This is a genomic window from Halotolerantifilum yawarlongkerapense, from assembly GCF_054506745.1.
On the sequence record NZ_CP199719.1, the window covers coordinates 2,393,302 to 2,413,153 of the forward strand.

The 19,852-nt window shown below is 54.5% G+C and carries 19 protein-coding genes; 16 read left to right on the plus strand and 3 right to left on the minus strand.

Annotation, left to right across the window (positions count from 1 at the left end; all coding sequences use genetic code 11):
- Window positions 1–17 precede the first annotated feature (17 nt).
- On the minus strand, window positions 18–569 hold the full coding sequence (locus ACULM0_RS11805) for a cupin domain-containing protein (RefSeq protein WP_463677733.1): 552 nt from the start codon (window positions 567–569) through the stop codon (window positions 18–20).
- A gap of 211 nt (window positions 570–780) precedes the next feature.
- On the opposite strand from ACULM0_RS11805, the gene ACULM0_RS11810 reads away from it, so the two are divergent.
- A complete protein-coding gene (locus ACULM0_RS11810) occupies window positions 781–1,989 on the plus strand; it encodes a DUF819 family protein (RefSeq protein ID WP_463677734.1) in 1,209 nt (402 codons plus the stop codon).
- A 9-nt stretch (window positions 1,990–1,998) separates the two neighbouring features.
- On the plus strand, window positions 1,999–2,967 hold the full coding sequence (locus ACULM0_RS11815; protein ID WP_463677735.1) for a dipeptidase: 969 nt from the start codon (window positions 1,999–2,001) through the stop codon (window positions 2,965–2,967).
- Between the two features lie 453 nt (window positions 2,968–3,420).
- On the opposite strand, the gene ACULM0_RS11820 is transcribed toward ACULM0_RS11815, so the two are convergent.
- On the minus strand, window positions 3,421–3,942 hold the full coding sequence (locus ACULM0_RS11820) for an SEC-C metal-binding domain-containing protein (RefSeq protein WP_463677736.1): 522 nt from the start codon (window positions 3,940–3,942) through the stop codon (window positions 3,421–3,423).
- 145 nt (window positions 3,943–4,087) lie between these two features.
- Here ACULM0_RS11820 and ACULM0_RS11825 point away from each other — a divergent pair, with 145 nt between their 5' ends.
- From ACULM0_RS11825 to ACULM0_RS11840, 4 genes are all read left to right on the plus strand, one after another.
- On the plus strand, window positions 4,088–5,110 hold the full coding sequence (locus ACULM0_RS11825) for an alpha-hydroxy-acid oxidizing protein (protein WP_463677737.1): 1,023 nt from the start codon (window positions 4,088–4,090) through the stop codon (window positions 5,108–5,110).
- A gap of 3 nt (window positions 5,111–5,113) precedes the next feature.
- Window positions 5,114–6,184 (plus strand): 4Fe-4S dicluster domain-containing protein, encoded by a 1,071-nt coding sequence (locus tag ACULM0_RS11830; RefSeq protein WP_463677738.1) that lies wholly within the window; start codon window positions 5,114–5,116, stop codon window positions 6,182–6,184.
- Between the two features lie 107 nt (window positions 6,185–6,291).
- Complete coding sequence (locus ACULM0_RS11835) at window positions 6,292–7,509, plus strand: 6-phosphofructokinase (protein ID WP_463677739.1); 1,218 nt, start codon at window positions 6,292–6,294, stop codon at window positions 7,507–7,509.
- 19 nt (window positions 7,510–7,528) lie between these two features.
- Window positions 7,529–8,422: an alpha/beta fold hydrolase gene (locus tag ACULM0_RS11840; RefSeq protein ID WP_463677740.1), complete on the plus strand. Its 894-nt coding sequence runs from the start codon at window positions 7,529–7,531 to the stop codon at window positions 8,420–8,422.
- Between the two features lie 71 nt (window positions 8,423–8,493).
- On the opposite strand, the gene ACULM0_RS11845 is transcribed toward ACULM0_RS11840, so the two are convergent.
- Entirely contained in the window at window positions 8,494–9,714 is a 1,221-nt protein-coding gene (locus tag ACULM0_RS11845) for a reductive dehalogenase (protein ID WP_463677741.1), read from the minus strand.
- Between the two features lie 166 nt (window positions 9,715–9,880).
- Here ACULM0_RS11845 and ACULM0_RS11850 point away from each other — a divergent pair, with 166 nt between their 5' ends.
- The 10 genes from ACULM0_RS11850 (at window position 9,881) to ACULM0_RS11895 (ending at window position 19,756) form a co-directional block, all read left to right on the plus strand.
- Complete coding sequence (locus ACULM0_RS11850; RefSeq protein WP_463677742.1) at window positions 9,881–11,158, plus strand: efflux RND transporter periplasmic adaptor subunit; 1,278 nt, start codon at window positions 9,881–9,883, stop codon at window positions 11,156–11,158.
- A 12-nt stretch (window positions 11,159–11,170) separates the two neighbouring features.
- On the plus strand, window positions 11,171–11,854 hold the full coding sequence (locus ACULM0_RS11855) for an ABC transporter ATP-binding protein (RefSeq protein WP_463677743.1): 684 nt from the start codon (window positions 11,171–11,173) through the stop codon (window positions 11,852–11,854).
- On the plus strand, window positions 11,847–13,043 hold the full coding sequence (locus ACULM0_RS11860) for an ABC transporter permease (RefSeq protein ID WP_463677744.1): 1,197 nt from the start codon (window positions 11,847–11,849) through the stop codon (window positions 13,041–13,043). The genes ACULM0_RS11855 and ACULM0_RS11860 overlap by 8 nt, the downstream gene beginning before the upstream one ends.
- 23 nt (window positions 13,044–13,066) lie before the next feature.
- The gene (locus ACULM0_RS11865) at window positions 13,067–14,446 is read left to right on the plus strand and encodes a sensor histidine kinase (RefSeq protein WP_463677745.1); all 1,380 of its coding nucleotides are present in this window, start codon (window positions 13,067–13,069) and stop codon (window positions 14,444–14,446) included.
- 1 nt (window position 14,447) lies between these two features.
- A complete protein-coding gene (locus ACULM0_RS11870; protein ID WP_463677746.1) occupies window positions 14,448–15,122 on the plus strand; it encodes a response regulator transcription factor in 675 nt (224 codons plus the stop codon).
- An 83-nt stretch (window positions 15,123–15,205) separates the two neighbouring features.
- Complete coding sequence (locus tag ACULM0_RS11875; protein ID WP_463677747.1) at window positions 15,206–15,847, plus strand: lactate utilization protein; 642 nt, start codon at window positions 15,206–15,208, stop codon at window positions 15,845–15,847.
- Window positions 15,848–15,981: 134 nt separating this feature from the next.
- Window positions 15,982–17,046, plus strand: coding sequence for a hypothetical protein (locus ACULM0_RS11880; protein ID WP_463677748.1), 1,065 nt, complete (start codon window positions 15,982–15,984; stop codon window positions 17,044–17,046).
- 128 nt (window positions 17,047–17,174) lie between these two features.
- A complete protein-coding gene (locus tag ACULM0_RS11885; protein WP_463677749.1) occupies window positions 17,175–18,125 on the plus strand; it encodes a hypothetical protein in 951 nt (316 codons plus the stop codon).
- A 10-nt stretch (window positions 18,126–18,135) separates the two neighbouring features.
- On the plus strand, window positions 18,136–19,080 hold the full coding sequence (locus tag ACULM0_RS11890; RefSeq protein ID WP_463677750.1) for an OmpA family protein: 945 nt from the start codon (window positions 18,136–18,138) through the stop codon (window positions 19,078–19,080).
- Window positions 19,081–19,219: 139 nt separating this feature from the next.
- A complete protein-coding gene (locus ACULM0_RS11895) occupies window positions 19,220–19,756 on the plus strand; it encodes a hypothetical protein (RefSeq protein WP_463677751.1) in 537 nt (178 codons plus the stop codon).
- Window positions 19,757–19,852: the final 96 nt, after the last annotated feature.

Sequence of the window (19,852 nt, forward strand, 5' to 3'; positions counted from 1 at the left end):
TAAGCATCAAAAAAGCCTTAGAACGATGGCGGTGTCATAGCCCAAATTGATACACAATCACAGTCACCAATGTTCTCATAACGGTGTGGAATTGAGCTATCGAAAGAGATACTGTCTCCTTCTTCCAGAATATACACTTGTTCATCAATGTGCACCCTCATTGTTCCTTTGAGAATGTGACCGCACTCTTCACCTTCGTGGGCAATCTGATCTTTGTATTCTGTGTCATTGGTTTTGATTGTAATGAGTAGAAATTCAATTTTTCGATTCAAATCGGGCACTAACATCTCGTATAATCTATTGGATTTTCCTATGGATAATCTTTTGCGGTCATGTTTCCTAACAACTGGATTAACAAATGTTGAGTCTTCTTCATCAAAGAAGTAGCCAACATTTACTTCTAAGGCTTTCGAAATCTTCCACATAACTATGATTGTAGGTACAACCTTATCATTTTCTATCTGGCTGATCATACTTGAACTTATGCCCGCAAGTTCTGCTAAATCAGCGATCGTAAACTGTTTTTCTTTTCGCAATGATTTAATTTTTGATCCTACATGAATTTCCATATGAATGTCTATAACTTGTTAAGTTATAATCTCCCTTCTTGAATGAATTGCTCTGACAACTTAATTACATTATAACATAAGAACATCTCACAAGTTAACGTCTTCATCCCAAAAATTTGATATACTGAATAATAATAAATATATTGAATTATTAAAATTGTTTTGATATACTGAATTCGATTTCAATATACTAAACTACCGAAGGGGGTATATGATGCAATCAACTTTCATAAGTCCGGATAACACATGGGTGTTATGGGCAATACTAACGGGCTGGGCTGCATTTTCAATCTATTTGGAACAAAAGTATGAGTGGGCTGCCAAAGTATCAGGGGCCATTATTGCCTTGGTGGGAGCGATGATCTTGTCAAATCTGAGAATTATTCCTATTGATGCACCGGTATACGATACCGTTTGGGGATATGTCGTTCCAATGGCAATTCCACTTCTGCTCTTCAGAACCAATATTAAGAAGATATGGAAGGAAAGTGGACGCGTCTTAGTTATTTTCTTGATCAGTTCAGTGGGTACAATGATTGGTGCCTTCGTAGGATATATTGCGCTTAGCGATCATATTCCTGAGTTGAGAAAAGTAGCTGCGATGATGTCGGGTTCTTACATAGGTGGCGGTGTGAATTTCGCTGCCATGGCCGGATCATTTGAAGTGCCGGGAGATTTAGTTTCCGCAGCAGTTGTAGCAGATAATCTGTTAATGGCAGTTTATTTTTTCGTTTTGATTACTATTCCTGCAGTGGCATTCTTTAGAAACAGATTTAATCATCCGCATATCGATCGTGTAGAAGCAGGTATTAAAAATCAAAATGAAACACTAGCTGCAAACTATTGGGGAGCAAAGGAGATTTCGTTAAAAGACATCGCCTTTGCTGTATCGACAGCATTCATCATCGTCGCAATTTCTTCTGAAGTAGCCAAATTTCTAGGCGCCGTTATTCCGACTAATAGTTCGGTGATGAGTGTTATTAATAGCTTGCTGGGTAACAAATACTTGATTATCACGACCGTAACAATGCTTGGGGCAACATTTATGCCTCATTACTTCAGTGGGATCAAAGGGAGCCAAGAAATCGGAACTTTTTTAATCTACATCTTTTTCGTGGTCATTGGAATACCTGCTTCGATCATACTAATCATTCAAAAGTCACCGTTATTATTGGCTTACACAACGATTATGGTTGTGATCAACATGTTGGTAACCTTTGGGGCTGGCAAAGTGTTCAAGTTTGACTTGGAAGAGTGTATTTTGGCTTCGAATGCAAATATTGGAGGTCCGACAACTGCAGCAGCAATGGCAATTTCCAAAGGATGGACTTCATTAATTGCACCAATCATGTTAGTCGGAACCTTGGGGTACATCCTAGGTAACTATTTTGGAATCTTAATGGGTAGCATTTTGATGTAAGGAGGTACTATGGTTTTTGATGGACACTCGGATTTATGGATAGACATAAAAAGATTACAGAATGATATGAGGGAGGGTCATGTTCTCAAAGACTACTACATTGATAAGTTGATGGCGGATGGGATCTCTGGAAGTATTCTGGTCTTCTGGGCAGAGCCTCAATTTGCAAAAAATCCTTCTAAGAGAATACACGATCTAATGGCTCTTGCTAAGAAAGAAATTGAAAATGCAAAAGATAAACTATCTTTGGTTAGAAAACCACAGGATGTAACAGATACGAAAAAATTTCGATTGTTACTTGGAATGGAAGGGCTCGCTCAAATCGGGAAAGATCACACGATGATTTCGAAGTACTATGAAGAGGATATTCGACATGCTTCATTGACTTGGAACGAAGAAAACGATTTAGCAACAGGTGTGCAAGGTGACTTCAATGTAGGCCTAAAGGACGCTGGCTATAGCGTCATTAGAGAAATGGAAAAGCACAGAATGATCTTGGACGTTTCTCATCTAAATGAAAAGTCCTTTTGGGGTGTTTCAAAAATTATTACAAGGCCGATCTTAGCTAGCCATTCGAATGCTAGAGCATTGTGTAACCATCCAAGGAATCTAACTGATGATCAAATAAGGATGATTGCCGAGAGTGGTGGGTTGATAGGTATGAACTCTTTTAAGCAATTCGTCAGCGATAAGGAAGCGTACCAGAACATTGATGGCCTTAGAAGGCATATTGCACACATCATCAATCTGGTGGGCGTCAATCATTTAGCTTTTGGTTTTGATTTCTGCGATTATATTGAAGGGGATGTCTTATCTAGCTTTGCTGAGGATGCTTCCCAACCAGGAATCAAGGGTCTTAATCAATCAGCGGATGTTCTGCCTTTTCTAGAAGCTTTAAGAAATATTGGATTAAGCAAAGATGAGTTGGAGATGATCCAGTATAAAAATTATGAGCGCTTCTTGGAAAAAAATCTTTAAATGAAGCAGATGCAACATTACAAATCAGTTATCGTGGACACGAGTTGTTTTTGGAACTCGATTCGTCACTTTTTCGCGTTTGTTGCACAAACAGCTTAACCGTTAGAAAATTGAATAGACCTCGGAATAGTCCCGTTGATCTTGCTTTGATCAACGGGATTTTCTGGGCGCTCCATTCATTTCGTTTTCAATCCATAGGGATCTTATTTTGCAATACAAAGTACCTATTTCAGTTTGTGAAATCAATTAACCCGTGGCTAAGAAAAGCGAATTCTGCTGGGGTGGTAGAATGAAAAAAGATGGTCGCATCATGACAGAATAGGTAAAAACATGTCCTTACCGCCTGTACTGATAGTCTTAATTGATGACCATGAGCATCCCGGCGCAGACGGGCCTTTTGATCCTGTACTAGCGTGACTTGAAGGAAAAGGAAAAGACCCGGAAGTAGAACGCTTAAGCGCGTTCTGCCTCCAGGTCTTTTTTCATGCAGCATTTCTTGTACTTTTTCCCGCTACCGCAGTGGCAGGGTTCGTTGGGGCCGGGCTTCTCTTCCTTAACGATGGTCTTGGAATCGCCGTAGGCCTTTTTGATCTCCTTGCGCTTTTCCTCCGTCAGGATCTCATCCCAGGCTTCGATTTCGTAAAGCCAGTCTGCCTTGGCATCGAGCATGTTGAAGTAGAGCTTTTCAAAGTCGATGGTAGCGTCGATGGTGGATGCCTCGGTGAGGGATTCCAGATCCAGTTCCTCTTCTAAGGATGTGTTCACACCGTCGAGAAAACCCACGAAGGTCACGGGTTCCACACCGTGCGTTTCGGCAAGCTCAGCCAGCGTGCCCTCGATCTTGTTCTGCTTCTCAGAAAGAAGCGTCTCGTAGATGCCGGCCTCTTTGGCCAGGTAGCCGCGCCAGAAGGTCTCGGCCTGTGGTCCGGCCGCGTTGTTCTCTACCGCGGCGTTCCAGGTATCATACAGGGACATAGTCATTCTCCTCTCGTTTTTCGTCAACATCGAGTGTAGCATACACGGGGGTGTATATCAAGGAGCAGAATATTTTGGTATACTAAAGAATAGTAAAGGTACAGTCGAAAGGCTGTTGAAGGTTTGGAGAGGAGTTGTTGATCAGATGGATTTACAATCGGTCTATGCCCAGGCGAAAAAGGATATCGGTCCCTTCTGCAAGGTGTGCCCCGTGTGCAACGGACGGGCCTGTCGTGGCGTCATGCCTGGACCAGGGGGCAAGGGAACGGGCAGCGGATTCACACGCAACTATGAGAAACTCCGGGAAGTCCAGTTTCATATGACCACTGTCTACGAAGGTGGCAAGGTGACGACAGACACAGAACTCTTCGGAGAAAAAATGACGATCCCCGTTTTCGCGGGTCCTGTGGGCGCTGTGAAGATGCATTACTCGGATAAATATGACGACATGACCTACAATATCGAGGCTGTGCACGGTTGTCGTGAGGCCGGCGTCCTGGCCCTCACGGGTGACGGTATCGGGCAAGCGGTCTTCCAGGGTACCCTGGATGCGTCACTGGAAGTGGATGGTCATTCGATTCCCACGATCAAACCCTGGTCCGAGGAAGAAGTGATCGAGAAGATTCGCATGGCAGAAAAAGTTGGCGTGCCCGCGGTGGCCATGGACATCGATGCAGCCGGACTGCAGTTTCTCGCCGAGCTCGGTCATCCCGTGAACCCCAAGGGCAAAGAAGAGCTCACCCGGATCATCGGTGCCACCAAGCTGCCCTTTATCCTGAAAGGCGTCATGACGGTGGAGGCCGCCAAGGTTGCTCGCGATGCCGGCGCTGCGGCGATCCTCGTGTCCAATCACGGCGGTCGGGTACTCGACGAGACCCTGGCGCCCATCGAGGTGGTCGAGGACATCGCGGCGGCCGTGGGTGACGACATGATTGTCTTGATCGACGGTGGGTTCCGCACCGGTGGCGACGTCTTCAAGGCCCTGGCCCTGGGGGCGCACGGCGTGATCATTGCCCGCCCTATCGTCAGCATGATCTACGGTGGGGGTCGCGAGGCCGTGACCCTCTACATGAACACCATCCGCAATGAGCTCGCCGATACCATGATCATGACCGGCGCCCGCAATCTCTCCGAGATCACGCGCGAGAAGGTACAGGTGACCTTTTAACCGATGGCCAGACGGATCGACGAACGGGACACGATGTTCGCGCGCATGGCCTGGGATGAGGATAGCGAAGCCTACCAAGATTATTACACCCGTCATCCAGAGAAGAAACCCATCGACGAGGAAATCCGTAAGATGCCCGGGCTCCTGCAGGAGGGGACGGCGACCTACGATCCCCTGATCGGCCCCTTCTCCTCGGCGGGCTTCCAGTTTCTCTCCGATATCGGCCCCTTGGTAGAAGGACCCGTGGCTCCTGAGAAACACGAGGTCACACCCGAGCGAATCACACGCCTGCTCAAGAACCTTGCCAAACATCTCGGCGCTGTGAAGGTCGGCGCCGTGGAGATGACGGAGGACCTGTACTACTCCCACCGGGGTCGCCACGAGGAGAACTATGGGGAGACCGTCCTTCCGAAACACCGCTACGGTTTTATTTTTGCCGTGGAGATGGACGAGACCATGATGAACCGGGCGCCACAGATCGAGGAGATCCTGGAGGTGACAAAGGGCTACATGAACGCGGGGATCATCGGGATGTGGATCGCCTACTACCTCAGGAAACTCGGTTACGATGCCAGGAACCACATGGACGGTAACTACCTCTCGCCCCTACCGCTCGTGGCAGCCCGGGCAGGCTTCGGACAGCTGGGACGCCACAGCGTACTCGTGACACCGGACTATGGGTCCAGGCTCCGCCTGGGGCTGGTGACCACAGAACTTGAGCTGGTTTGCGATGAACCGATGGACTTCGGTCTCGAGATCTTTTGCAAGGCCTGTGGACTCTGCGCCAAGACCTGCCCGGGCAAGGCCATCAGCCACGGGATGCCGGAGGACCACCACGGGACAGGACACCCCCACTGGCGCCTGGACCAGGCCGCCTGCTACAAGGCCTGGACCATGATCGGCACGGACTGTGGCATCTGTATCTCCGCTTGTCCCTTTAGCCACCACCTGGATCAGGATAAGGTAGGAGGGATGAAGGAAAACCCCAGGCTCATCGGGGAGATCCTGTCGGCCTACCGTGAGAAGGAACCCATTCGACCCTACATCCGGGAGCCGCTCGATCTGGTCAAATGACTTTGGCATTTTGACGATTGCAATCGTTAGTCTTTATGATACAATTTTTCCTGGGGATAGGACCCCGTGAGAGAATCGTGTTTTTAGCATAGGTAAGGAGGCAGAAAATGGAATTAAAAGGTAAAGTACTGATCGCCCAGGGTGGCGGACCGACGGCCGTCATCAATCAATCGCTGGTGGGCGCTGTGCTCGAAAGCCGCAAATTTCCACAGGTGACGCGTGTCTACGGTGCGCTCCACGGAGTGGAAGGTATTCTGAACGAGAATTTTATCGATCTGACGAAAGAAACCACGAACAACCTGGAAAAAGTGGCCGTGACCCCTTCCTCAGCACTGGGCTCGACGCGGATCAAACCCAAAGAAGCCGACTGCATGGAGATGTTCAAGGTCATGAAGGCCCACGACATCCGTTACTTTTTCTATATCGGCGGCAACGACTCTTCCGACACCGTCCGCATCATCAATGAAGCGGCGGAGAAGGCCAATTACGAGTTTCGCGCCATCCATATTCCCAAGACCATCGACAACGATCTCGTGATCAACGACCACACACCGGGTTTTGGCTCGGCCGCCCGCTACGTGGCCCAGGCCTTCGCCGGTGTGAACCTGGACAACCGCGCACTGAAGGGCGTGTACATCGGTATCGTCATGGGACGCCATGCGGGCTTCCTTACGGCCGCCAGTGTCATGGGTCAGAAGTACGCCGATGATGGTCCGCACCTCGTGTACGTGCCCGAGCGTGCCTTCGACATCGACAAGTTCACGCAGGATGTACAGGCAACGTACGATAAATACGGTCGGTGCATCGTGGCCGTCAGCGAAGGCATCCAGGATGAAAACGGTGAGGCCATCATCACCAAGCTCCAGGACGAAGTGGAGACCGATGCCCACGGGAACGTCCAGCTCTCCGGAACGGGCGCCCTCGGCGACCTGTTGGTGGATCTCGTGAAGAAGAACACCAATATCAGCCGGGTAAGAAGCGATACTTTCGGCTACCTCCAGCGTTCTTTCCTCGGCGTGGTTTCCGATGTGGACCAGCAGGAAGCGCGTGAGGTCGGCGAGAAGGCCGCTCAGTTCGCCATCTGGAACGACATGGACGGCTCGATCGTGATCGAACGTACCGGCGACTACGCGGTGGACTACCGCCTGGTACCGTTGGGTGAGATCGCCGCCAAGACCAAGCACATGCCCGATGAGTTCATCAACGAGGCGGGCAACGGCGTGACCACGGCCTTCAAGAACTACGTGCGTCCGCTGCTCGGTACGGATCTGCCCGTGGCCCACCGCCTGCGTGCACCTATGGCCCTCAAGGTGCTCAACGACTAAAGAAGAAGGAGCGATGACCATGACCATCGAAAAGACCCTCCAGATCTACGAAGGCAGCAGGGAGCAGCTTGCGCTCTCCGCCGACGGGACCCGGTGGCATCTGGAAGCGATGGGCAGTGGGCCATCGCTCCTTTTTCTACCCGGTGGTACAGCCAAGGGCCGGCTCTTCTTCGACCAAATGGTGGCCCTGGCCCCCCACTTCAGGTGCTTGGCCGTTGATCTGCCCCCGGTGATCGATCCTGAAACCCTCATCGCTTCTCTGGCCACATTGATCAGAGAGCATCTCGACCCCCCTGTGCATCTTGTGGCCCAGGGGACGGGTGTGAACCTGAGTCAATGGCTTCTCCGTGCGCACCCCGATCTCGTGGGGGACGTGGTCTGGATCCAGGGGACCCTGAAGACCAAAGGGGTTTCCCAGAGACGGGCCAAGGCCCACGCCAAGGCCTATGAGCGTGTGCTCGGGGAAGTGGACCGCAGAGGTTACGATGCCTTTCGTGATTATTACCAAAAGAAAATCGTGAAGAGCCTGACCAAGGAGGGTCACGAGCCCTTCTGGGGTGCTTTCTATCGGGAACTTCTCGAGAACACGGAGGAGGACACCTTTAGGGCGAGTCACGAACGGATGATCCGCTATTGGCGGGCGGAGCCACTGCCGGGAGATCTTCTCGGGAGCCGTCACCGCCTGGGTATCGAGGCCGAGACGGAACGGGCCCTTCTCGAAAAAAAGAAAACGGTGACCGAGCGGGTGCTCGGGCGCTTCTTTAGCGCCGGGGCCCCAGAGAAAAAAGCCCTCGTGAAAACCCTGGGCTGGGACCAGGTCCTGTGGCTCGAGGGGGGCGCCAACCATTTGATGGTCCGGCACCACGCGGCCATCACCAAGACCTTGACCACCTTCTTCATCATGGATAGTTGAGCATAAAGAATCCCGCGGGACAGGTGTTTTACCTGGTCCGCGGGATTTCTTGCTTGATTTTCATCCGGGTGCTACAGCCCCTTTCTCCGACGGTAGATGACCTCGGAGGGATTGCCCCAGTACTCGGATTTTAGATAACCCTCCTGTTGCCTGAGGACGGTATTATCGATCAGGCTGCAGGTGACATCGAAGTTACAGGTGTTGCACTCCAGGCATTGCTCGGAGACGAACCCCCTGGTAAAGGGGCAGACGGCGATACAGGTACCGCAGCTCGCGCCGTTCTGCTGCCAGAAGCGCAGGCATTTTTCCGCCTCGATGGTCCACTTCTTGATGCCGGGGTTGTTGTGGTCGCAGCTGGTTTCAAAAGTGGGTTCGCCTTTACCGATGGATCCCGAGGGACAGTGGTCGGCGCAAAGGTGACAATCCAGGCAGAAGCGCTCGACCCCAAAGGTAATGGGGTGATCGGTATTCAGCGGCATATCCGTCAGGACCTTGGCCAGGCGGACGGCCGGTCCGTATTCCGGCGTGATCAGGAGCCCCATGCGACCCAGTTCACCTAGCCCCGCCTGGATGGCGAGCGGTATGCTGAGGGCCGTGTCGTTCATGGCCGGGACGGCCTTGTAGCCGAGGGCCCGGATGCTCTCGGCCAGCGAAATCGCCGCGATACCCATGCGGGAGTAACCCAGCGATGCTGCGGTGTCCGCATCCACCGAGGATGAGCGCTCTAGCAGATCGGCGTCCATGGTGAAGGCCATGACCACAGCGCGTGTCATGGTGTGCGGTAGGAGAAAGGCCTCTTCCGTCTCCTCGGGTTCTGCGACATCTGCAAACCGGTAGGGTTTTTCTACATCCTGTTCGTAAACCCAGCGCTCCTCCAGTGCGGCGATGCCCACGAGGTCGGCACCGTAAAGGGCCGCGTTGTCCTTGACCATCTCGGTGAGGGTCTCGGGAGAGAACTGGACAGTGTGGTGGGCCAGCGGCGGTGGGACCACCAGGGGCTTCCAGCTGAGCAGACCCGTGTTTGGAACCCCGTACTGGCCCGTGAGCAGGTTAAAGGTGTTGGCACCGAGATCTCTCGCCACAGCCCGTTGGTCCCGGCCCCGGTCGCCAGACTGCATGCGCTTCATCTGGTTTTTCATCATCTTATCGGCGAAGAGATTGACCCCTAGCTTGCCCGTGTCCTCATAGCCCACCTTGACGAAGGCCTGCTTGGTCACGGGAAAGCGCCGGTAGACTTCTTCTTTTATGGTGAAAGGTTCTTTTACCCTTTCGAACTTCCTGCGATTGATCACACTACCCCTCCTAAACGTATTCATGATCTCTATTTACAGAATATTCTATCACATATTGGATGTTTTGTGTCGCTTAAGAAAAAGTTCAACTCTTCTTTCACGGCAGGTTAACGGTCCTTGGTACACTCGGGGTATGGAAAAGAAAATGATGAGAGGATGGATGGATATGAAACGAAAGCAAGTGCTACTGGTCATCGGTGTGGTGATCCTGATTGCAGCAGGCGTGATTTGGCAAACGTCCCGTGTGGAAGCAACGGGAGAAGAGGCGGCCCTGGTACCCACGGCAGAAGTAACGCGGGGCAATCTCGCGCGCACACTGGAGACAACAGGATCGGTCGTCGCCGATCAGATCCACAAGAGCCGCGCTCCCTTCACAGCAGAGCTCCTGGCCCTCGACGTGGAGGTGGGCGATGTGGTAGAGGCTGGGCAGGTCATCGCCACACTGGGGACCTCGGATCTGGACGCTTCCATCGCGGCGAAAAAGCAGGAGATCCTGAGCCTCGAGATGGAGCGCGATACGCTGCTGACCGAGGGCAACCTCTCGGCAGTGCAGAGCTTAGGCGAGGCCGAGCGTAACGTGTCCACTGCGTCCTCAACACTGGAGGACAACCGGATCCTCCATGCGGCCGGAGCCCTGGCAACGGTCGAGTTGGAAAAGTCGGAGGAAGCACTGACCGAGGCAAGGGAAGCGCTGGCCCTTGCCAGCAGCAAGCTAGCAGCAACGGATCTTGCCAGAAGCCAGGAGCTCGTGGAACTGTCGCTCGAAAGGACGAGGGAAGAGCTGCTGACGCTGGGGGAACAGAGAAGTGAAGCCCAGTGGGTGGCTGAGAAGTCGGGCACCGTCCTCTCCCTATCGGCTGAGGCGGGTGACACCGTCAACGAGAGCAGCCCCCTCCTGACCTTGGCCGATCTCAGTCGTCTGGTCGTCGAAGCAGACGTCAGCGAGTACGAGGTGGACGACCTTTCCCTCGGGATGATGGTCACGGTGGTTCCTGAGGGGGATCCGACCAAGCGGTACACGGGGACGATCGATGCTATCGCACCCGTGGCCAATGACGGTGGCACCGATGTGACGGTACCCGTGCGCATCGCCGTGGAAGATAGCGACACTAGCCTGCGACCGGGTGTTACGGTTTCGCTTACGGTGCTGATCGAGCGGGCAGAGGATGTCCTGATGGTCCCTTACGACGCCGTGTCCCTCTCAGAAGGCCAGCGCATCGTGACGAAAGTGGATGAAGAAGGGAAGGAAACCTCCGTGGTGGTCACGACCGGTCTCGACAACGATCTGATGATCGCAATCTCCGGAGAGGGAATCGCTGCGGGCGACCGGGTCAAGGTCACGGTGGCCCAAACGACCGCAACCGATGCCAAGGCGCCGACCGGGCTCCCCGTTCCCGGCATGGGCGGTGGCGGTGGCATGGGCCAACGCTCCGGCGGACAGTAGGGAGATGAGCTTATGATTCGCATCAAAGATCTTGAGAAGAAATACGGTAAGGGAGAGACGGAAGTGCGTGCTCTCCGGGGCGTCAGCTTTGAGGTGGCATCCGGCGATTACGTGGCCATCATGGGCCCTTCGGGTTCGGGAAAATCCACCCTCATGAATGTGCTCGGATGTCTGGATCACCCCACGACGGGCCAGTACGCCCTCGATGGGATCGATGTGGAGGCCCTCACGTCCAAGGAAACGGCCGTCGTGCGTAACAAGAAGATCGGTTTTGTCTTCCAGTCCTTCAACCTCCTCCCCGGACTGACGGCTTTCCGCAACGTGGAGCTCCCGCTGATCTACGCCGGTGTACCGACTGGTCAAAGACAGGAGCGTGTCACGGAAGCCCTGGCCCGCGTGGGTCTGTCGGACCGCATGGAACACAGACCGTCGGAGCTATCCGGCGGACAGAGGCAGCGCGTGGCCGTGGCCCGGGCCCTGGTGAACCGGCCGGCGATCTTGCTCGCCGATGAGCCCACTGGGAATCTAGACTCCGTCTCCAGTGCCGAGGTGCTCGATCTCTTCTCCGAGCTCCACCGCGAGGGGGCCACGATCCTCATGGTCACCCACGAGCACGACGTGGCCGCCCACGCCAGAAGGGTCCTGCACTTTAGAGACGGGCAACTGGAGCGGATCGAGGTGAACCAAGATGCATAGTTTCGAAGCACTGCGCATAGCCCTTTCCGCCCTGCGATCGAATAAAATGCGGGCCGTTCTCACCATGCTGGGCATCATCATAGGTATCGCCTCAGTGGTGACCATCGTTTCCCTGGGGGATGGAACCCAGGCCCAGGTCAATGAGAACTTCGAAGAACTGGGCCTGCGAACGGTGACCATCAACTACGCCAGAGGTGCGAGCTTAAGGCCTTCCGATCGCTTCGGGGTTTCGGATCTCACCGCCATCGAAGAGGGCGTAGAGGGTGTGGTCTACACGCTACCGAAGGTGAGCTCCACGGGTACGCTGGTGGGTGATCTCTCGGACTCCCAGCTTTCCCTCTCGGGTACGGCTCCAGCCGGACTTACATCCGAGAACTTGGAGCTGGTCTCGGGCCGTTTCTTGACGGATCTCGATGTGCTCGACCGCAACCGCACGCTGGTGATCGGGTCGGATCTGGCCGAAGAAGCCTTCGGGACCAAGGTGCCGATCGGACAGACCCTGCTCGTAAGGATGGGACAGGGCACCCAGGCCTTCACGGTCATCGGGGTCTACGAGATGACCACCGAGTTGGCCGCTTCGGGGAGCCTGACGGCCTACACGCCCTATACGACACTGCTGGCCCTGGACCAGAACGGATCCATCGGTAGTATCTCCGTGACCTTCGATGATCTGGTGGACCTCGACGCGGCGACGGCCGAAACCCTATCGATCCTAGAGCGGCTCCACGGGAACACGGGTCAGGGTCTCTACAATAGCTTCAGCGCAGAAAGCATGATGGAGATGGTCTCCCAGACCATGGGGACCATCACCCTTTTCATCAGCGCGATCGCCGGGATCAGCCTCGTGGTGGGTGGCATCGGTGTCATGAACATCATGCTGGTTTCGGTGACCGAGAGAACCCGGGAAATCGGTATTCGCAAGGCCCTGGGTGCACAACACCGGGATATCATGCTACTATTCTTAATAGAGGCACTCTTGCTCGCCCTGATCGGAGGGGGTATCGGCGCTGGCCTCGGGGCCGCGCTCACCGCTCTGGGTGGCCAGATTATGGACATGCACGTCGGCCTGTCCATCGATGCCCTGGCCATGGCCCTCTTCGTGTCGGCTAGTATCGGCTTGTTCTTCGGAATCTACCCGGCGAGCAGGGCAGCAAAACTCGATCCCATCGTGGCCCTGCGCCACGAGTAAACAGAAAGGTGGTCCTCAGATCGATGACGCTCAAACGTAAGATGCTGCTCTTGTATCTGGGGGCCATCCTCCTGCCCTTTTTTCTATTCATCTATGTGTTCACAGCCAGCCAGCGCGAACTGCGGGAGGATGTGAACCGAAGGCTGGAAACCCACCTGGTCTCGGAAAGATCCAGCCTGGAGCAAAAGATCGCCGACCGCCTGGATGCCCAGAGTTCGAGCGTCACCACCGTGGAGCTGGTGGAGGAGCTCGAGCTCATCGCCCTCTTTTTCCCTATTGAGTACCAGGTGACGATGGCGGACGGAGGACCGGTGCTGTCCGGTGGCGACCCGACGGTCTCTGTACAGGGGGAAAAGCGCCAGATCGTGCGGAGGATCGACCTTGCCGACGGTAGGGCAAGAGTTGAGATTGGTTTGCTCGAGAGCCGCAACCTCAAGGAACGCTTTCGCGACCTACCCCAGCAACCGGGCATCGACCCCCTTTGGTTTCTGGCCCTCTTTATCGGCCTCCATCTCCTCTTTCTCTTGCTGCTCGCAGAATACTTCCTGCGGCCACTGGGTCAGCTGAAACGCGTGGCCGAGCGTATCAAGCAGGGGCATTACGATACGCCGATCAAGAGAGGCAAGAAGGATGAAATCGGCGAGGTCCTGGGGGCCTTCGATGAAATGCAGACGGCCCTTGCCGAAGCGGAGGTGGAAAAGAGAGCCTACGAGGAAAACCGGCGCGAACTTTTTGCCAATCTGTCCCACGATCTCAAGACACCGCTCACCGCCCTGGGCGGATACGTATCGGGACTCGTCGATGGCGTGGCCAATACGGAGGAGAAAAGAAGACGCTACCTCAAGATCATTCAACGCTACGTGGGCGATCTCGACCGCCTGCTCGTGGAGCTGACCACCGTGACCACCCACGATGTGGACCGCCTGCCGCTCGAGCTCGAGCCCGTGGATGTCAGGTCTTTCGTCGCAGACTGTGTGGAAGAGGTGAGTTTTGACCTCGCTGAGCGGGGCGTTGCCTTTCAATTGGTCTCCGACCTGCCCGCGGGGATCCTGGTATCGGCCGATCGCAAGCAGCTCAGGCGTGTCATCGATAATATCGTGGACAATGCGGTGAAGTATATGGATAAAGAAGAACCTTTCCTGAGGCTATCGGTCGCAGCAGACCAAAAAGGCGTTCGCCTGTCCTTTGCCGATAATGGGTCCGGTATTCCGGCGGATAAGCTGCACCGCGTTTTCGATCGTTTCTACCGGGTGGATGAGGCGCGCTCGAGCCAGATCGGTGGACACGGGATCGGCCTTGCCATCGCCAAGAGCATCGTGGAAGCGCATGACGGTAAGATCTGGGCAGAGAGCACCAAGGGTGAAGGAACCACCCTGCACCTGACCTTGAGAAGGGAGGGATGAGATGCGCATTCTCATCGTAGAAGACGAAAGGGCCATCGCAGAACTCGAGCGCGATTACCTGGAGATGGAGGGTTTTGACGTGGAGATCGCCGAAGACGGCCCCTCGGGTCTCGCGGCCGCCATGGATCCATCGGTGGATCTCTTGATCTTGGATCTGATGCTTCCGGGGATCGATGGTTTCTCCCTGCTCAGGGAGCTTAGACAGAAGCGTGATATCCCGGTCATCCTGTTATCGGCCAGACAGGAGGAAGTGGACAAGATCCGCGGCCTCGGTCTCGGGGCTGATGACTACGTGACCAAGCCCTTCGGCCCCCAGGAACTGGTGGCGCGGGTTAAGGCCCATCTGAGGAGATTCACTAGCCAAACCCAAACGTTGGACATCGATATCGCCGGCTTGAGGATCGAGCGGGGATCTCGGCGGGTGTTCGTCGACGGGGTGGAGACCACGCTGACGAACAAAGAGTTTGAACTGCTCCTGCTCCTGGCCGAAAATCCCGATCGGGTGTTTTCAAAGGAAAAGCTCTTCGAAAGACTGTGGGGTCTCGAAGCGGCCGGGGACCTGGCCACCGTGCCGGTTCATATCCGGAGGATCCGCGAGAAGATCGAGAAAAATCCCGCGGAACCGCAGTACATCGAGACCCTCTGGGGTGCCGGTTACCGTTTCAAGAAGTGCTAGGGTGATTTAAATTGCCCCTGCGCTTCTTTTTCGATACACTGTCTATAGAAAGCACCCCGTACACTGGAGAAAAGGAGAAAACCATGGATCAGCATCGTTTGTATGTAGAAGAGAAGCGGATCGAGCGGACCCTGAAGGCCCTCAGAAAACACAAGATCAATGCGCACCACGTGGAAAATCGCGACCAGCTCCTCGCGAAAGTCGCCGAACTCATCCCCGAGGGTAGCGTCGTTTCGGCCGGTGGTTCCATGACCCTGAAGGAAACGGGGATCCTGGATTTCCTCGGCAGAGGATCCTACACCTTTCTCGATCGAACTGCCGAGGGGCTCACGCCGGACGACATCCGGGAGATTTACGTGCGGTCCTTCGACGCCGATGTCTACCTGACTTCCACGAACGCACTGACGGAAAAGGGGGAGCTCTACAACGTGGACGGCCGCGGTAACCGCGTGGCGGCCATGATCTACGGGCCGAAAAAGGTCATCGTGGTCTGCGGAACGAACAAGATCGTACCGGACATCGAAGAGGCCATCGAGCGTAACCGCCGCATCGCCGCACCGGCCAACAACCGCCGGCTCGAGCGCAAGACCCCCTGCGCAGTGACGGGCATCTGTTCCGATTGCGATTCACCCGATAGGATCTGCAACGCCTACACTGTGATCGCCCGGCAGATGGATCCCGACCGGATGCACCTGATCCTGCTCGATGAGCACGCGGGCTACTAGTACCGATCGAAGACCTGACGAGTTGTCGGGTCTTCTTTATCTTTATTTAATCTTGCGATCTGTCAATCTCTGGTAGACTGGTGGAAGAAGCATCAGCGGCATACACTGCCCATGTACATACAGGGGGATTTGAGATGAGAAAGAAACGTGTTGGGTATCTCGACAAAGGCTATCACGTGGCACAACTGGAAGAACGCTTGGACGCAGAGGCGGCCGACGGATGGGTCCTGTCGCGAAAGGGATTTCTTCACCTGGTCTTTGAGGAGGACCGACCTACCTTCGTGAAGCACCGCGTGGTCTTCGATGAGCAGGCGAGAGAGGCCCACCTGGAAGCCGGTTACCGAGAGGTCGAGAAGATCAAGGACAAGTGGATTATGGAGGGCCCCCAGCACCTGCCGAATCTCGACCGGATATCGGCGGAAGAGAGGGAAAAGAAAAAGGTATCCCTCAAGCATCAGATCTGGTGGGTATCGGGACTGACCTTCTTCATGGTGGTCTTCTTCGGGTGGATCCTGTTTACCGGTAGCCGTCCCCTGACGCGCCTGGTAGAGGGGAGTTTCCTTTCTTATCCTTTTTTGGTGCTCTTGCAGCTGAGCTCCCTCTACGATCTGATCCGCCAACGCCGTGCCCTGGTGGGTGGGTTCTCAGGACAGAGTGTGGGGTGGAGCCACCACCTGTTCATACTCTTGATCGGTGTCCTGGCCATCGGTATCCCTCTGTTCGATCTCATGGGCGCCGGTGATCGGCGGCCCATGAACCAGGAGCCCCGTTGGATTGAAGGGACGGAAGAGGGGATCGATACCTACGAACGGGCCCAAGTGATAGAAGAGACCAACCTCTTGTCCCACATACGGGAGACCTACGAGCGTGCCGTCGATGAGGACAGGATGTGGCCCGATGGCAGTGGTGCCTACTCACCCAGTCACAGCGGGCAGATCTACACCCTCCGCCTGGCCTTTTTGGCCGAGCCCCTGGCCAGGGAACTGGGAGAAAATGTGACGCTGGGGCGGTACGAACCCGGCAAGACCTACAGAAATCAAAGTGGTTACTACATCTACGAGGACGAATACTGGCGAGAGCTGGTGGCGGCGAAGGACGGGAAGGTCTACGCCTTTCGCTACCACGGCCTTTTGTCTACCGAGGAAGTGATCGACCTCTTCGAGGCTTGGATGCAAGCGGACGGCCTCCAACCTTCATAATCTGCAAGCATCTGCCTTTATGTTCATCGGGTGGTCACAGCGTTTGTATATGCTAAGGTCATCGCAAGACAACCAACTCTTCATAGGAGAAGACGCGGCACCTGAACATCTCAAGGAGGCATGATGCTATGCTGTTCGGACTACATCCCGTGGCCATCGGGATCATCGGAACGATTATCGCCATTTTACTCGCGGCGCTCGCTTTATCATTTGGCGCCAGACGTCAGTATAAACAACTGCTCGATGATATCGAGCGGCAGGACAACCGGACGAACGGAATCTTTGAATTCCGTGTCAACAACAAGATGGTGGAGGACTACAAGGCCGCCATCGACAGCGGTGTTTCCGAGGTAAACGCCGGTGCCATCGTGGACAAGCACCTGCACGGCTACCTCGGGCGACTGCTCGTGAGAGAACGCTTTGTCTCGAAGTCCATCAGCTTGATGATCGTTCTCGGTCTCGTGGGTACCTTCTTTGGCCTCACGCTGTCCATCGCCGAGCTCGTGGGTCTGCTCACGGAAACGGAAAACGCCGTGGTGGGTGACGTCGGTTCGATCACCGGCGGACTGCTCAGCGCCATCGAGGGCATGAGCGTGGCCTTTGTCACCTCACTCTTCGGTATCGCCGCTTCGATCATCGTCAACATCCTCAACGTGTTCATCGGGATCCCCGAATACCGTGAGGGCTACATGATGGCCGTGGAGGAATACCTCGACAACCACCTGGGACGCAGGGGCTTTGCCGGCGCCGATACTTCCGGTTTCGAACGGACCATCGGCAGCCTCTCGGAAGAGATGACCACGTCCATGCAGGAGATCACCAGCGCGCTCAATTACCGCCTGACCGTCGTGTCCAACGACATCGCCACGGCTGCCGAGGCCATCGACCGCGCTATGGATCGCTTCGAAGGGTCACTGAACACCTTTGCCGATAACACCCGGGATTTTTCGGAGTTCAACCACCACCTCAGGAGCAATATCCAGCGCATGAGCCTGACCTTTGAAGACTTCACAGAGGATCTGAAGAGCGACCGTAGCGAAGAGACCGTCGAAACCGTACGTTCAGAACGAGCGGAGTAGGTGATGGGTCATGCGTAAGAGAAGACGACTATTCGATCGCGAGCCGGATAATTTCTGGCCCGCCTTCACGGACATGATCTCGACCATCGCCCTGATCTTGTTCTTCCTCATGCTCCTCGCCTACATCAGCAACATCATCACGGGTAAAAACCTGGACTATGCGAGAAAGCAGTTGGAAGATACAGAACTGCGGCTTGAGTCCTCAAAGCTCGAGATCTCCAACGCCGAAGACCAGTTGCGCCTTCTGCAGAATGAACTGGAGAAGACGGCTGCCGAGGTGAAAAAGGGTGAAATTGCCCTGAAGATCAGCCAGGATGAGATCGATGAGCAGCGCGAGATCATCGCGGAGTCCAATCGAGAGCTCGGCGATCTCCGCCAGAAGCTCGAGGGTATCGCCGTCCTCAGGCTCGATGTCCTGACCAAGGTCAAACAAGCTATCGAGGATACCCTGGGCAAGACCAACCGGGAGGGCGAGGAGCTCGTGCTCATCGCCGACAACGGAAACATCGTCATCAATGAGGGCCTGGTTTTTGACCTCAACTCCTTCACCATCAAGGAAGAAGGAAAAGGGCTGCTCGACCAATTGGCCGTGGCCTTTGAAGAGGTGCTCGATGACCCCGACACACGGGCGAGCATCGATGCCATCGCCATCCAGGGGCACACCGATGAGCGAGGCTCCGGTGCCTATAACCGGGATCTTTCGTCGAAGCGTGCCACCGCGGTGGTCAACTACCTGATGAACTCCAACGGTTCCCTGGAAAGAAAGTACGGACGTTACTTCGCCTCTAGCGGTTACTCGGAGTTCAGACCCATCGCTTCGGGCACGTCTGAAACGGCCTACTCGCAGAACCGCCGGATCGAGATCTCCGTGATCCTCCGTGACGAAAACGTACAAAACGTCATCCAGCAGTACCTCCAGGAATCACTAGAACGCTTTAACCCTGACAACGATTAAGGCAGAACGCTCCTCAGATCCATGGGGGGCGTTTTTTTTACTCTCGAAGAGAACGAATGTTTTCTTTTCTCGAGAAATCCTGTATACTGAATATGCAGACTTTTTGTTCTATTTTGTATGAGAAAGGTGGTTGAGAAGGATGCTGGTATGGAGAGACGAAAGGCAGCGGCAAGGGGCGGCAAGAGAGGGTCGCAAGGGGGAAAAGGTAGATGTCGATTGGATCCGACTGCAATTTGACGAGCTGATCGAGTGGTTGATCGACCATCAGTACCCGTTGGCCTGGTATGATGACAACCACCCCTTCGATCGTTCGGGACAGGTACGATCCATGGTCTTTCAGGATCTTGCGCATCTTTATGTCAAGGCCACCAAGCGGGTGGACTGCATGGGTCGGGAGCCAGCGGAGGTCTTTCTCAGTGGTCTCTACACTCGCCGAACGTCGCCGACCTATGTGTCGGGATGTGGTCTCCGTTTCGACACCTATCGGGACCTCTTGGAAGAAGCTTACAGGGAATGCTGCTATGAGCGTTATCCTATCTACGATGGTGAGGCCGATGAGTATGATGATGATCTGGACCTGGAGCTGATGGAGCTTTTTAACGGCTTCTTGACCCAACTGGAGGTGGATCCCTTGTACGATCGGCTGGAAAAACTGATCCGCGAGCTGGAGGGATAGAAAATGCAACTGTCGATCATCTAATGCGCTGATGGATTGGTTGACATAATGAGGGGTAAAAATTAAGAAAGTGATTGTCCTCTCTGCTGATCAGAT

Coding starts and splice junctions, on each gene's coding strand:
- ACULM0_RS11815 (WP_463677735.1), top strand. CDS start 1,999: ATGGTTTTTGATGGACACTCGGATTTATGGATAGACATAAAAAGATTA.
- ACULM0_RS11835 (WP_463677739.1), top strand. CDS start 6,292: ATGGAATTAAAAGGTAAAGTACTGATCGCCCAGGGTGGCGGACCGACG.
- ACULM0_RS11820 (WP_463677736.1), bottom strand. CDS start 3,942: ATGTCCCTGTATGATACCTGGAACGCCGCGGTAGAGAACAACGCGGCC.
- ACULM0_RS11885 (WP_463677749.1), top strand. CDS start 17,175: ATGCTGTTCGGACTACATCCCGTGGCCATCGGGATCATCGGAACGATT.
- ACULM0_RS11860 (WP_463677744.1), top strand. CDS start 11,847: ATGCATAGTTTCGAAGCACTGCGCATAGCCCTTTCCGCCCTGCGATCG.
- ACULM0_RS11880 (WP_463677748.1), top strand. CDS start 15,982: ATGAGAAAGAAACGTGTTGGGTATCTCGACAAAGGCTATCACGTGGCA.
- ACULM0_RS11895 (WP_463677751.1), top strand. CDS start 19,220: ATGCTGGTATGGAGAGACGAAAGGCAGCGGCAAGGGGCGGCAAGAGAG.
- ACULM0_RS11850 (WP_463677742.1), top strand. CDS start 9,881: ATGAAACGAAAGCAAGTGCTACTGGTCATCGGTGTGGTGATCCTGATT.
- ACULM0_RS11890 (WP_463677750.1), top strand. CDS start 18,136: ATGCGTAAGAGAAGACGACTATTCGATCGCGAGCCGGATAATTTCTGG.
- ACULM0_RS11855 (WP_463677743.1), top strand. CDS start 11,171: ATGATTCGCATCAAAGATCTTGAGAAGAAATACGGTAAGGGAGAGACG.
- ACULM0_RS11870 (WP_463677746.1), top strand. CDS start 14,448: ATGCGCATTCTCATCGTAGAAGACGAAAGGGCCATCGCAGAACTCGAG.
- ACULM0_RS11865 (WP_463677745.1), top strand. CDS start 13,067: ATGACGCTCAAACGTAAGATGCTGCTCTTGTATCTGGGGGCCATCCTC.
- ACULM0_RS11875 (WP_463677747.1), top strand. CDS start 15,206: ATGGATCAGCATCGTTTGTATGTAGAAGAGAAGCGGATCGAGCGGACC.
- ACULM0_RS11825 (WP_463677737.1), top strand. CDS start 4,088: ATGGATTTACAATCGGTCTATGCCCAGGCGAAAAAGGATATCGGTCCC.
- ACULM0_RS11840 (WP_463677740.1), top strand. CDS start 7,529: ATGACCATCGAAAAGACCCTCCAGATCTACGAAGGCAGCAGGGAGCAG.
- ACULM0_RS11810 (WP_463677734.1), top strand. CDS start 781: ATGATGCAATCAACTTTCATAAGTCCGGATAACACATGGGTGTTATGG.
- ACULM0_RS11830 (WP_463677738.1), top strand. CDS start 5,114: ATGGCCAGACGGATCGACGAACGGGACACGATGTTCGCGCGCATGGCC.
- ACULM0_RS11805 (WP_463677733.1), bottom strand. CDS start 569: ATGGAAATTCATGTAGGATCAAAAATTAAATCATTGCGAAAAGAAAAA.